Below are 13,637 nucleotides of genomic sequence, written 5' to 3'. Positions count from 1 at the left end.
TGTCTTAGAGGGACAGTCAATGTCTAATGAAAAGTTTGAACGTACTAAACTGCACGTTAACGTCGGTACTATCGGCCACGTTGACCATGGTAAAACCACGCTGACCGCAGCGATCACCACCGTACTGGCTAAAACCTATGGCGGTAGCGCGCGTGCATTCGATCAGATCGATAACGCACCGGAAGAAAAAGCACGTGGTATCACCATCAACACCTCTCACGTTGAATACGACACCCCGACCCGTCACTACGCACACGTTGACTGCCCGGGACACGCCGACTACGTGAAAAACATGATCACCGGTGCTGCCCAGATGGACGGCGCGATCCTGGTAGTTGCTGCGACTGACGGCCCGATGCCGCAGACCCGTGAGCACATCCTGCTGGGTCGCCAGGTAGGCGTTCCGTACATCATCGTGTTCCTGAACAAATGTGACATGGTTGATGACGAAGAGCTGCTGGAACTGGTTGAGATGGAAGTGCGTGAGCTGCTGTCTCAGTACGACTTCCCGGGTGATGATACGCCTATCGTTCGTGGTTCAGCGCTGAAAGCACTGGAAGGCGAAGCAGAGTGGGAAGCAAAAATCATCGAACTGGCTGGCTACCTGGATTCCTACATCCCAGAACCTGAGCGTGCGATTGACCGTCCGTTCCTGCTGCCTATCGAAGACGTATTCTCCATCTCCGGCCGTGGTACTGTAGTGACCGGTCGTGTAGAGCGCGGTATCGTTAAAGTCGGTGAAGAAGTTGAAATCGTTGGTATCAAAGATACGGCGAAATCAACGTGTACTGGCGTTGAAATGTTCCGCAAAATGCTGGACGAAGGCCGTGCGGGTGAGAACGTTGGTGTTCTGCTGCGTGGTATCAAGCGTGAAGAAATCGAACGTGGTCAGTTACTGGCTAAGCCGGGTTCCATCAAGCCGCACACCCAGTTCGAATCTGAAGTGTATATCCTGAGCAAAGATGAAGGTGGCCGTCATACGCCGTTCTTCAAAGGCTACCGTCCTCAGTTCTACTTCCGTACCACTGACGTAACGGGCACCATCGAACTGCCGGAAGGCGTTGAAATGGTAATGCCGGGCGACAACATCAAAATGGTTGTTACCCTGATCCACCCGATCGCGATGGACGAGGGCTTGCGTTTCGCTATCCGTGAAGGCGGCCGTACCGTTGGTGCAGGTGTTGTTGCTAAAGTTATCGCGTAATCGCCGATAAATTTGACTCAACATGTAGTAAAAGGGCATCATTTGATGCCCTTTTACTACGCAGCCCTCAGTAGAACCTATCTCATCACGGATTGTGGCGTATAATCCTGCTAATCTGTGGTGAGATAGGCTCTGTAGATTACAGCGTAAATGCCGAGTTTCGCTGCGAGCGAAACATCATGTCGGTTTGGTTTGCCCTGCGTTGCGGGGCAAAGTTATTTGTCTGATTCATGAGTGACAGGTTGGTTTATGAGTGCAAATACCGAGACCCAGGGTAGTGGGCGTGGCCTGGAAGTGATCAAGTGGCTGGTTGTGGCGGCTTTGCTCGTTGTTGCCATTGTGGGTAATTATTACTACCGCGGGTACAGTCTGCCGCTTCGTGCATTGGCCGTTGTTATCCTGATTGCTGCCGCAGGCGGTGTTGCACTGTTAACCGCCAAAGGCAAAGCAACGGTGACCTTTGCCCGCGAAGCGCGCACTGAAGTTCGTAAAGTGATTTGGCCAACCCGCCAGGAAACGCTGCATACCACGTTGATCGTTGCCGCGGTAACTGCCGTGATGTCACTGATTCTGTGGGGGCTGGATGGTATTCTGGTCCGTTTGATATCATTTATCACAGGCCTGAGGTTCTAAGATGTCTGAAGCTCCAAAAAAACGTTGGTACGTCGTTCAGGCGTTTTCCGGCTTTGAAGGCCGCGTTGCACAATCGCTGCGCGAGCACATCAAATTGCACAACATGGAAGAGCTGTTTGGCGACGTCATGGTACCGACCGAAGAAGTGGTCGAGATTCGTGGCGGCCAACGCCGTAAAAGCGAACGCAAATTCTTCCCTGGCTACGTGCTGGTACAGATGGTAATGGAAGACGCCAGCTGGCACTTGGTGCGTAGCGTTCCGCGTGTGATGGGCTTTATCGGCGGTACGTCCGATCGTCCTGCGCCGATTAGCGACAAAGAAGTTGACGCTATCATGAACCGCCTGCAACAGGTGGGTGATAAGCCGCGTCCGAAAACGCTGTTCGAACCGGGCGAAATGGTGCGCGTCAACGACGGCCCGTTTGCCGACTTCAACGGTGTTGTGGAAGAAGTGGATTACGAAAAAAGCCGCCTGAAAGTGTCGGTCTCCATCTTCGGACGTGCTACGCCCGTTGAGCTGGATTTCGGACAGGTGGAAAAGGGCTAATACCGCCTGACGTTCATAAAGAAATTCTTGTATCTGGCGCAAAATTAATCTATTATTTCGCGCTTTTTGTTTTTAGGTGCTACGGCATCTGAAAAAATCAAAAATCACGGGGAGCCTTTTTAAGGCGCTATTACCCATTAGAGGAAAGTTAAATGGCCAAGAAAGTACAAGCCTACGTCAAGCTGCAAGTTGCAGCTGGTATGGCTAACCCGAGCCCGCCGGTTGGTCCTGCTCTGGGTCAGCAAGGTGTGAACATCATGGAATTCTGTAAGGCATTTAATGCTAAAACAGAAAGCCTGGAAAAAGGTCTGCCGACTCCGGTCGTTATCACCGTTTACTCCGACCGTTCTTTCACCTTAGTTACCAAAACGCCTCCGGCAGCAGTTCTGCTGAAGAAAGCGGCTGGTATCAAGTCTGGTTCTGTCAAGCCGAACAAAGACAAAGTAGGTAAAGTGACCCACGCTCAGGTTCTGGAAATTGCCCAGACCAAAGCGGCGGATATGACGGGTGCCGACGTGGACGCCATGGCGCGCTCCATCGCGGGTACTGCTCGTTCCATGGGCCTGGTAGTGGAGGACTAAGAAATGGCTAAGCTGACCAAGCGCATGCGCGTGATCCGTGAGAAAGTTGATGTTACTAAACAATATGACATCAACGAAGCTGTTGCCCTGCTCAAAGAGCTGGCCACTGCTAAGTTTGTTGAAAGCGTTGACGTTGCCGTAAACCTGGGCATCGACGCACGTAAATCTGACCAGAACGTTCGTGGCGCAACTGTACTGCCGCACGGTACTGGCCGTTCCGTTCGCGTTGCCGTATTTACCCAAGGCGCAAACGCTGAAGCTGCTAAAGCAGCTGGCGCAGAGCTGGTAGGTATGGAAGATCTGGCTGACCAGATCAAAAAAGGCGAAATGAACTTTGACGTGGTTATTGCTTCTCCGGATGCAATGCGCGTTGTTGGCCAGTTGGGTCAGGTTCTGGGTCCGCGTGGCCTGATGCCGAACCCGAAAGTCGGTACTGTAACGCCGAACGTTGCTGAAGCGGTTAAAAACGCGAAAGCCGGTCAGGTTCGTTATCGCAACGACAAAAACGGCATCATCCACACCACCATCGGTAAGGTTGATTTCGACGCTGACAAACTGAAAGAAAACCTGGAGTCTCTGCTGGTTGCGCTGAAAAAAGCCAAACCTGCTCAGGCGAAAGGCGTGTACATCAAGAAAGTTAGCCTCTCCACCACCATGGGTGCTGGCGTTGCCGTTGATCAGAGTGGCCTGAACGCGGTCGCTAACTGATAGCTTTACCTGGGCGAAAGATGTATGTATAATCTTACGCCCATTGTCCTTAAATGGACAAAACAGATTTTTTCGGTTGGAGCCTGGCCTGATCCAGGCCTCCGTCCAAGACCGCAGGTGCTTCAACGTTTTCAGGTTTACCTGAAAAAAGAGATGCTTAATTTTCCTGCGTAGACGGTGACAGAGCCTAAAGAAAATTTTCTTTTACTGGATTCTGCTCACCGTGTTTTGACGCCTGTTTTCCATGTGGTTGCAGGTGAAGTGAGTTCCGGAAATGTATTCCGGCTATATCCAGGAGCACAAGCTAATGGCATTAAATCTTCAAGACAAACAAGCGATTGTTGCTGAAGTCAGCGAAGTGGCCAAAGGCGCGCTGTCTGCGGTTGTTGCGGATTCTCGTGGCGTAACCGTAGATAAAATGACTGAACTGCGTAAAGCAGGTCGTGAAGTTGGCGTATACATGCGTGTTGTTCGTAACACCCTGCTGCGTCGCGTCGTTGAAGGCACTCAGTTCGAATGCCTGAAAGACACGTTTGTTGGTCCGACCTTGATTGCATACTCTATGGAACACCCGGGCGCTGCTGCTCGTCTGTTCAAAGAGTTCGCGAAAGCGAATGCAAAATTCGAGGTTAAAGCTGCAGCCTTTGAAGGTGAGTTGATTCCGGCGGCTCAAATTGACCGTCTGGCAACGCTGCCGACTTACGAAGAAGCAATTGCACGCCTGATGGCGACCATGAAAGAAGCCTCTGCAGGCAAACTGGTCCGCACTCTGGCAGCTGTTCGCGATCAGAAAGAAGCGGCGTAATCGCCCTTTTCCTGTTTTCGCATTTGCTTACGTATAAACTATGTCTGATTGTTAGGAACAATTGTCATGTCTATCACTAAAGATCAAATTATCGAAGCAGTTGCCGCTATGTCCGTAATGGACGTTGTTGAGCTGATCTCTGCTATGGAAGAAAAATTCGGCGTTTCTGCTGCTGTAGCTGTTGCTGCTGGCCCGGTTGAAGCTGCTGAAGAGAAAACTGAATTCGACGTTATCCTGAAAGCTATCGGCGCTAACAAAGTTGCCGTAATCAAAGCTGTTCGTGGCGCAACTGGCCTGGGTCTGAAAGAAGCGAAAGACCTGGTTGAGTCTGCACCTGCTGCGCTGAAAGAAGGCGTGAGCAAAGATGACGCTGAAGCTCTGAAGAAATCTCTGGAAGAAGCTGGCGCTGAAGTTGAAGTTAAATAAGCCAACCCTTCCGGTTGCAGCCTGAGTTTTCAGGCTGATGGCTGGTGACTTTTTGGTCACCAGCCTTTTTGCGCTGTAGGGGATCTGTGGTGTTTCGCACTGTTTGACCACGGGTTATCCCAATATTTTTTCTATCGACGCCTTAATATACTGCTTTCCAGCCTAGGTTCCCTGCCTGTGCAAAAGCAATGAAATGATTTAAGAGTGATAGAAAGACGTATTAACGAAGGGCGGATTGCCTTTCGATCAACAAAATCGTGTAGCAATGAACCGTCCTGTCAGGACGAGCAAGTGGTTCTTACTTTTCAGCGAGCTGAGGAACCCCATGGTTTACTCCTATACCGAGAAAAAACGCATTCGTAAGGATTTTGGTAAACGTCCGCAAGTGTTGGACATACCTTATCTCCTTTCTATCCAGCTTGACTCGTTTCAGAAGTTCATCGAGCAAGATCCGGAAGGCCAGTACGGTCTGGAAGCCGCATTCCGTTCCGTATTCCCAATTTCAAGCTACAGCGGTAGCTCTGAGCTGCAATACATAAGCTACCGTTTGGGTGAGCCCGTATTTGACGTCAAAGAGTGTCAGATTCGCGGGGTGACCTTCTCAGCACCGCTGCGCGTCAAGCTGCGTCTGGTGATCTACGAGCGCGAAGCGCCGGAAGGCACCGTAAAAGACATCAAAGAACAAGAAGTGTACATGGGTGAAATTCCGCTCATGACCGAAAACGGGACTTTTGTTATCAACGGTACTGAGCGCGTTATCGTTTCTCAGTTACACCGTAGCCCGGGCGTGTTCTTTGACAGCGACAAGGGTAAAACCCACTCTTCCGGTAAAGTGCTGTATAACGCACGTATCATTCCTTACCGTGGTTCCTGGCTGGATTTCGAGTTCGACCCGAAAGATAACCTGTTTGTGCGTATCGACCGCCGCCGTAAACTGCCGGCGACCATTATTTTGCGCGCACTGAATTTCTCGGCCGAGCAAATTCTGGACCTGTTCTTCGATAAGATTGTCTACGAGATCAACGGCAACAAGCTGCAAATGGATCTGGTGCCTGAGCGTCTGCGCGGTGAAACTGCGTCGTTCGACATCGAAGCCAATGGCAAAGTGTACGTTGAAAAAGGCCGCCGTATCACCGCGCGCCACATTCGCCAGCTGGAAAAAGACAGCGTAGAGCGCATTGAAGTACCGGTCGAATACATCGCCGGGAAAGTGCTGGCGAAAGACTACGTAGACGCAAGCACCGGCGAACTGATCGGTGTGGCGAACATGGAGCTGTCGCTGGATCTGCTGGCTAAACTGAGCCAGGCAGGCCATAAGCGCATCGAAACCCTGTTCACCAACGATCTGGATCACGGCCCGTATATCTCCGAAACGCTGCGTGTAGACCCGACCAACGATCGCCTGAGCGCGCTGGTTGAAATCTATCGCATGATGCGTCCGGGCGAGCCGCCGACACGTGAAGCAGCAGAAACGCTGTTCGAGAACCTGTTCTTCTCTGAAGATCGTTACGATCTGTCCGCTGTGGGCCGCATGAAGTTTAACCGCTCCCTGCTGCGCGATGAGATTGAAGGTTCCGGTATCCTGAGCAAAGACGACATCATTCAGGTGATGAAGAAGCTCATCGATATTCGTAACGGTTCTGGCGAAGTCGATGATATCGACCACCTGGGCAACCGTCGTATCCGCTCCGTGGGCGAAATGGCGGAAAACCAATTCCGCGTTGGCCTGGTGCGCGTAGAGCGTGCGGTGAAAGAACGTCTGTCTCTGGGCGATCTGGATACCCTGATGCCGCAGGACATGATCAACGCCAAGCCGATTTCGGCGGCGGTGAAAGAGTTCTTCGGTTCCAGCCAGTTGTCCCAGTTTATGGACCAGAACAACCCGCTGTCCGAAATTACGCACAAACGCCGTATCTCCGCGTTGGGCCCAGGCGGTCTGACCCGTGAACGTGCTGGCTTTGAAGTGCGTGACGTACACCCGACCCACTACGGTCGCGTATGTCCTATCGAAACGCCGGAAGGTCCGAACATCGGTCTTATCAACTCGCTGTCCGTGTACGCACAGACCAACGAATACGGTTTCCTTGAAACCCCGTATCGTCTGGTGCGTGACGGTGTGGTAACGGATGAAATCCATTACCTGTCCGCGATTGAAGAAGGCAACTACGTTATTGCACAGGCGAACACCAACCTCGACGAAGAAGGGCATTTCGTTGACGATCTGGTGACTTGCCGTAGCAAAGGCGAATCCAGCTTGTTCAGCCGCGATCAGGTTGACTACATGGACGTTTCCACCCAGCAGGTTGTTTCCGTCGGTGCATCTCTGATCCCGTTCCTGGAACACGATGACGCCAACCGCGCCCTGATGGGTGCGAACATGCAACGTCAGGCTGTACCGACTCTGCGCGCTGACAAGCCGCTGGTAGGTACCGGTATGGAACGCGCTGTGGCCGTTGACTCCGGTGTAACTGCCGTTGCCAAACGTGGCGGTACCGTACAGTACGTCGACGCATCCCGTATCGTTATCAAAGTTAACGAAGACGAGATGTATCCGGGCGAAGCGGGCATCGACATCTACAACCTGACCAAATACACCCGTTCCAACCAGAACACCTGTATCAACCAGATGCCGTGTGTGTCTCTGGGTGAACCTGTTGAACGCGGTGATGTGCTGGCTGACGGCCCGTCTACCGATCTGGGTGAACTGGCGCTGGGTCAGAACATGCGCGTCGCGTTCATGCCTTGGAACGGTTACAACTTCGAAGACTCCATCCTCGTGTCTGAGCGTGTGGTGCAGGAAGACCGTTTCACCTCTATCCACATTCAGGAACTGGCGTGTGTGTCCCGCGACACCAAGCTGGGGCCAGAAGAGATCACTGCCGACATCCCGAACGTGGGTGAAGCAGCACTCTCCAAACTGGATGAGTCCGGTATCGTGTATATCGGTGCTGAAGTAACGGGTGGCGACATTCTGGTCGGTAAAGTGACGCCGAAAGGTGAAACCCAACTGACGCCAGAAGAGAAACTGCTGCGCGCGATCTTCGGTGAGAAAGCGTCTGACGTTAAAGACTCTTCCCTGCGTGTGCCGAACGGTGTATCCGGTACGGTTATCGACGTTCAGGTCTTCACCCGCGATGGCGTGGAAAAAGACAAACGTGCGCTGGAAATCGAAGAGATGCAACTGAAGCAGGCCAAAAAAGACCTGACGGAAGAATTGCAGATCCTCGAAGCGGGTCTGTTTGCCCGTATTCACGCTGTGCTGGTCTCCGGCGGCGTGGAAGCCGACAAGCTGGACAAGCTGCCGCGCGAGCGTTGGTTGGAACTGGGTCTGACTGATGAAGAGAAACAGAATCAGTTGGAACAGTTGGCCGAGCAGTACGACGAGCTGAAACACGAATTCGAGAAAAAACTCGAAGCGAAGCGCCGCAAGATCACGCAAGGCGACGATCTGGCTCCGGGCGTCCTGAAGATCGTCAAGGTGTATCTGGCTGTTAAACGTCAGATTCAACCGGGTGACAAGATGGCTGGCCGCCACGGTAACAAGGGTGTTATCTCCAAGATCAACCCGATCGAGGACATGCCTTACGATGAGAACGGTACGCCGGTCGATATCGTATTGAACCCGCTGGGCGTTCCATCGCGTATGAACATCGGTCAGATTCTGGAAACCCACCTTGGTATGGCTGCTAAAGGTATCGGCGAGAAAATCAACGCCATGCTCAAGCGTCAGGAAGAAGTGGCTAAGCTGCGCGAATTCATCCAGAAAGCTTACGATCTGGGCAACGACGTGCGTCAAAAAGTCGACCTGAACACCTTCACTGATGATGAAGTGTTGCGTCTGGCGGACAACCTGAAGAAAGGGATGCCGCTGGCAACGCCAGTGTTCGACGGTGCCAAAGAGTCCGAGATCAAAGAACTGCTGACGCTGGGTGGTCTGCCGACCTCCGGTCAGATCACGCTGTTCGATGGTCGTACCGGTGAACAGTTTGAGCGTTCAGTAACCGTCGGTTACATGTACATGCTGAAACTGAACCACTTGGTTGACGACAAGATGCACGCGCGTTCTACCGGTTCTTACAGCCTGGTAACCCAGCAGCCGTTGGGTGGTAAAGCCCAGTTCGGTGGTCAACGCTTCGGTGAGATGGAAGTGTGGGCGCTGGAAGCGTATGGCGCAGCTTATACCCTTCAGGAAATGCTGACGGTGAAATCCGATGACGTCAACGGCCGTACCAAGATGTATAAAAACATCGTGGATGGCGACCATCGTATGGAACCGGGCATGCCGGAATCCTTCAACGTACTGTTGAAAGAAATCCGCTCGCTGGGTATCAACATCGAGCTGGAAGAAGGTTAATCCTGCTCGCTGGTACGCTTTGCTCGTGTAAAGGAGTGCCTGAGCTTCGGCTCAGGCATCCAACAGGTCTAACTCCGACGGGAGCCAATCCGTGAAAGACTTATTAAAGTTTCTGAAAGCGCAAACCAAGACCGAAGAGTTTGATGCGATCAAAATTGCGCTGGCATCGCCAGACATGATTCGTTCCTGGTCTTTCGGTGAAGTTAAAAAGCCGGAAACCATTAACTACCGTACGTTCAAACCTGAACGTGACGGTCTGTTCTGCGCCCGTATTTTCGGGCCAGTGAAAGACTATGAGTGCCTGTGCGGTAAGTACAAGCGCTTGAAACACCGTGGCGTTATCTGTGAGAAATGCGGCGTTGAAGTGACCCAAACCAAAGTGCGCCGTGAGCGCATGGGCCACATCGAGCTGGCGTCTCCGACGGCGCACATCTGGTTCCTGAAATCGCTGCCGTCCCGTATCGGTTTGCTGCTGGATATGCCGCTGCGCGATATCGAACGCGTGCTGTACTTCGAATCCTATGTGGTGATTGAAGGCGGCATGACCAACCTGGAAAAACGTCAGATCCTGACTGAAGAGCAATATCTGGACGCGTTGGAAGAGTTCGGTGACGAATTCGACGCCAAGATGGGTGCCGAAGCGATCCAGGCCTTGTTGAAAAACATGGATCTGGAACAGGAATGCGAACAGCTGCGCGAAGAGTTGAACGAAACCAACTCTGAAACCAAGCGTAAAAAGCTGACCAAACGCATCAAGCTGCTGGAAGCGTTCGTACAGTCTGGCAACAAGCCGGAGTGGATGATCCTGACCGTGCTGCCTGTGTTGCCGCCGGATCTGCGTCCGCTGGTTCCGCTGGACGGTGGTCGTTTCGCAACCTCAGATCTGAACGATCTGTATCGTCGCGTGATCAACCGTAACAACCGTTTGAAACGTCTGCTGGATCTGGCGGCACCCGATATCATCGTACGTAACGAAAAACGTATGCTGCAAGAAGCGGTAGATGCCCTGCTGGATAACGGTCGTCGCGGTCGTGCGATCACCGGTTCCAACAAGCGTCCGCTGAAATCTTTGGCCGACATGATCAAAGGTAAGCAGGGTCGTTTCCGTCAGAACCTGCTCGGTAAGCGCGTGGACTACTCCGGTCGTTCTGTTATTACCGTAGGTCCGTACCTGCGTCTGCACCAGTGCGGTCTGCCGAAGAAAATGGCACTCGAACTGTTCAAACCGTTCATCTATGGCAAGCTGGAACTGCGTGGTCTCGCTACCACCATCAAAGCCGCCAAGAAAATGGTTGAGCGCGAAGAAGCCGTGGTTTGGGATATCCTGGATGAAGTTATCCGCGAACACCCGGTACTGCTGAACCGTGCGCCGACGCTGCACCGTTTGGGTATCCAGGCATTCGAACCGGTTTTGATCGAAGGTAAAGCCATTCAGCTGCACCCGCTGGTGTGTGCGGCGTATAACGCCGACTTCGACGGTGACCAGATGGCTGTTCACGTACCGCTGACGCTGGAAGCCCAGTTGGAAGCGCGTGCGCTGATGATGTCCACCAACAACATTCTGTCTCCGGCGAACGGCGAACCTATCATCGTTCCGTCTCAGGACGTGGTATTGGGTCTGTACTACATGACTCGTGACTGTGTTAACGCCAAAGGCGAAGGCATGGTGTTGACCGGTCCGAAAGAAGCAGAACGTATCTACCGTGCGGGTCTGGCCTCACTGCATGCGCGCGTTAAAGTGCGTATCACTGAGCATGAGAAGAATGCGCAGGGTGAGTGGGTGGCTAAAACCAGCCTGATCGACACCACTGTCGGCCGTTCCATCCTGTGGATGATCGTGCCGAAAGGTCTGCCGTACTCTATCGTTAACCAGGCGCTGGGTAAAAAAGCCATCTCCAAGATGCTCAATACCTGTTACCGCGTGCTGGGGCTGAAGCCGACCGTTATCTTCGCTGACCAGATCATGTACACCGGTTTTGCCTATGCAGCGCGTTCTGGCTCTTCCGTTGGTATCGACGATATGGTCATCCCAGCGAAGAAAGTGGAAATCATCAACGAAGCGGAAGCCGAAGTTGCTGAAATCCAGGAACAGTTCCAGTCTGGTCTGGTAACCGCCGGCGAACGTTACAACAAAGTCATCGACATTTGGGCCGCTGCTAACGAGCGCGTGGCCAAAGCGATGATGGAAAACCTCTCGACCGAAACCGTTATCAACCGTGATGGCGTAGAAGAGCGTCAGGTTTCCTTTAACAGCATCTTTATGATGGCTGACTCCGGTGCGCGTGGTTCTGCGGCACAGATTCGTCAGCTGGCCGGTATGCGTGGTCTGATGGCGAAGCCAGATGGCTCCATCATCGAAACGCCGATCACCGCGAACTTCCGTGAAGGTCTGAACGTACTCCAGTACTTCATCTCCACGCACGGTGCGCGTAAAGGTTTGGCGGATACCGCGTTGAAGACAGCGAACTCCGGTTACCTGACCCGTCGTTTGGTTGACGTGGCACAGGATCTGGTAGTGACCGAGGACGATTGCGGCACGCACGAAGGCATCATGATGACCCCGGTTATCGAAGGTGGCGACGTTAAAGAGCCGCTGCGTGAGCGCGTACTGGGTCGTGTAACGGCTGAAGATGTTCTGAAGCCGGGCACCGCGGACATTCTGGTGGCACGTAATACGCTGCTGGACGAACAATGGTGTGATCTGCTGGAAGAAAATTCTGTCGATGCCGTTAAAGTTCGCTCTGTAGTAAGTTGTGAAACCGACTTCGGCGTGTGCGCCAAGTGCTACGGTCGCGACCTGGCACGTGGTCACATCATCAACAAAGGTGAGGCCATCGGGGTTATCGCAGCACAGTCCATCGGTGAACCGGGTACTCAGCTGACCATGCGTACGTTCCACATCGGTGGTGCGGCATCGCGTGCGGCGGCTGAATCCAGCATTCAGGTGAAAAACAAAGGTAGCCTGAAATTGTCCAACGCCAAGTTCGTTAAGAACGCGGCGGGCAAGCTGGTTATCACCTCGCGTAACACCGAGCTGAAACTGATCGACGAATTCGGTCGTACCAAAGAAAGCTATAAAGTGCCTTACGGTGCGGTAATGGGCAAAGGCAACGGTGACGAAGTGACCGGCGGTGAAACCGTCGCAAACTGGGATCCGCATACCATGCCAGTTATCACAGAAGTGGGCGGTAGCATTCGCTTCACCGACATGATCGACGGCCAGACGATTACTCGTCAGACCGACGAACTGACCGGTCTGTCCTCCATCGTGGTTCTGGACAGTGCAGAACGTACCGGTGGCGGTAAAGATCTGCGTCCGGCACTGAAAATCGTTGATGCCAAGGGTAATGACGTACTGATCCCAGGTACCGACATGCCGGCACAGTACTTCCTGCCGGGCAAAGCGATTGTTCAGTTGGAAGACGGTACTCAGATCGGTGCAGGTGACACCTTGGCGCGTATTCCGCAGGAATCCGGCGGTACCAAGGACATCACCGGTGGTCTGCCACGTGTTGCCGACTTGTTTGAAGCGCGTCGTCCGAAAGAGCCGGCTATTCTGGCTGAAATCACCGGTATCATCTCGTTCGGTAAGGAAACCAAAGGCAAACGCCGTTTGGTGATCTCGCCGCTGGATGGTAGCGATGCTTACGAAGAGATGATTCCGAAATGGCGTCAGCTCAACGTGTTTGAAGGTGAACGCGTAGAACGTGGCGATGTGGTTTCCGACGGTCCGGAATCAGCGCACGACATTCTGCGTTTGCGTGGTGTACATGCGGTAACCCGTTATATCACCAACGAAGTGCAGGAAGTTTACCGTCTGCAAGGCGTTAAGATTAACGATAAACACATCGAAGTTATCGTGCGTCAGATGCTGCGTAAAGGCACCATTGCCAGCGCGGGCAGTTCCGAGTTCCTGGAAGGCGAGCAGGCAGAAGTGTCGCGCATCAAGATCGCCAACCGTCAGTTGGAAGCCGATGGCAAGATTGCAGCTACGTACCACCGTGACCTGCTGGGTATCACCAAGGCATCTCTGGCAACCGAATCCTTCATCTCTGCGGCCTCGTTCCAAGAAACGACGCGCGTGTTGACGGAAGCAGCCGTTGCGGGTAAACGCGACGAACTGCGCGGTCTGAAAGAGAACGTCATCGTGGGTCGTTTGATCCCGGCCGGTACTGGTTATGCGTACCACCAGGATCGCATGCGTCGCCGTCATGCGGGCGAAGTGCCAGTCGTGGCGCCAGTGAGTGCAGATGAAGCTTCTGCAAACCTGGCTGAACTGCTGAACGCAGGCTTTGGTAGCAGCGACGACGAATAAGCTAGCTACTGATAACGCTTAAACGTCTAAACCCCGGTCCATTGGCCGGGGTTTTTTTTATCTC

9 protein-coding genes are annotated in these 13,637 nt (G+C 53.1%); all 9 read left to right on the top strand.

The features are described 5' to 3' along the window. The first annotated feature begins 19 nt into the window (after window positions 1-19). The 9 genes from tuf (at window position 20) to rpoC (ending at window position 13,573) form a co-directional block, all read left to right on the top strand. On the top strand, window positions 20-1,204 hold the full coding sequence (tuf, locus tag K6K13_RS22565; RefSeq protein ID WP_222158937.1) for an elongation factor Tu: 1,185 nt from the start codon (window positions 20-22) through the stop codon (window positions 1,202-1,204). Between the two features lie 249 nt (window positions 1,205-1,453). Continuing rightward, window positions 1,454-1,837, top strand: coding sequence for a preprotein translocase subunit SecE (gene secE, locus K6K13_RS22560; protein ID WP_222158936.1), 384 nt, complete (start codon window positions 1,454-1,456; stop codon window positions 1,835-1,837). A gap of 1 nt (window position 1,838) precedes the next feature. Continuing rightward, window positions 1,839-2,384, top strand: coding sequence for a transcription termination/antitermination protein NusG (nusG, locus tag K6K13_RS22555; RefSeq protein WP_222158935.1), 546 nt, complete (start codon window positions 1,839-1,841; stop codon window positions 2,382-2,384). A gap of 152 nt (window positions 2,385-2,536) precedes the next feature. Further along, the gene (rplK, locus tag K6K13_RS22550; RefSeq protein ID WP_222158934.1) at window positions 2,537-2,965 is read left to right on the top strand and encodes a 50S ribosomal protein L11; all 429 of its coding nucleotides are present in this window, start codon (window positions 2,537-2,539) and stop codon (window positions 2,963-2,965) included. Window positions 2,966-2,968: 3 nt separating this feature from the next. Next, window positions 2,969-3,673, top strand: a complete 705-nt coding sequence (gene rplA / locus K6K13_RS22545) for a 50S ribosomal protein L1 (protein WP_222158933.1) — start codon at window positions 2,969-2,971, stop codon at window positions 3,671-3,673. 307 nt (window positions 3,674-3,980) lie between these two features. Continuing rightward, entirely contained in the window at window positions 3,981-4,478 is a 498-nt protein-coding gene (gene rplJ / locus K6K13_RS22540) for a 50S ribosomal protein L10 (RefSeq protein WP_222158932.1), read from the top strand. A 66-nt stretch (window positions 4,479-4,544) separates the two neighbouring features. Then, window positions 4,545-4,904, top strand: a complete 360-nt coding sequence (gene rplL, locus K6K13_RS22535; RefSeq protein WP_222158931.1) for a 50S ribosomal protein L7/L12 — start codon at window positions 4,545-4,547, stop codon at window positions 4,902-4,904. A gap of 325 nt (window positions 4,905-5,229) precedes the next feature. Then, a complete protein-coding gene (rpoB, locus tag K6K13_RS22530; RefSeq protein WP_222158930.1) occupies window positions 5,230-9,258 on the top strand; it encodes a DNA-directed RNA polymerase subunit beta in 4,029 nt (1,342 codons plus the stop codon). 91 nt (window positions 9,259-9,349) lie between these two features. Next, window positions 9,350-13,573: a DNA-directed RNA polymerase subunit beta' gene (gene rpoC, locus K6K13_RS22525; RefSeq protein ID WP_222158929.1), complete on the top strand. Its 4,224-nt coding sequence runs from the start codon at window positions 9,350-9,352 to the stop codon at window positions 13,571-13,573. Window positions 13,574-13,637 lie beyond the last annotated feature (64 nt).

The sequence above is a fragment of the Symbiopectobacterium purcellii genome (genome assembly GCF_019797845.1).
Classification (GTDB): Bacteria; Pseudomonadota; Gammaproteobacteria; order Enterobacterales; family Enterobacteriaceae; genus Symbiopectobacterium; species Symbiopectobacterium purcellii.
This window is presented reverse-complemented; position numbering and strand designations above follow the sequence as displayed.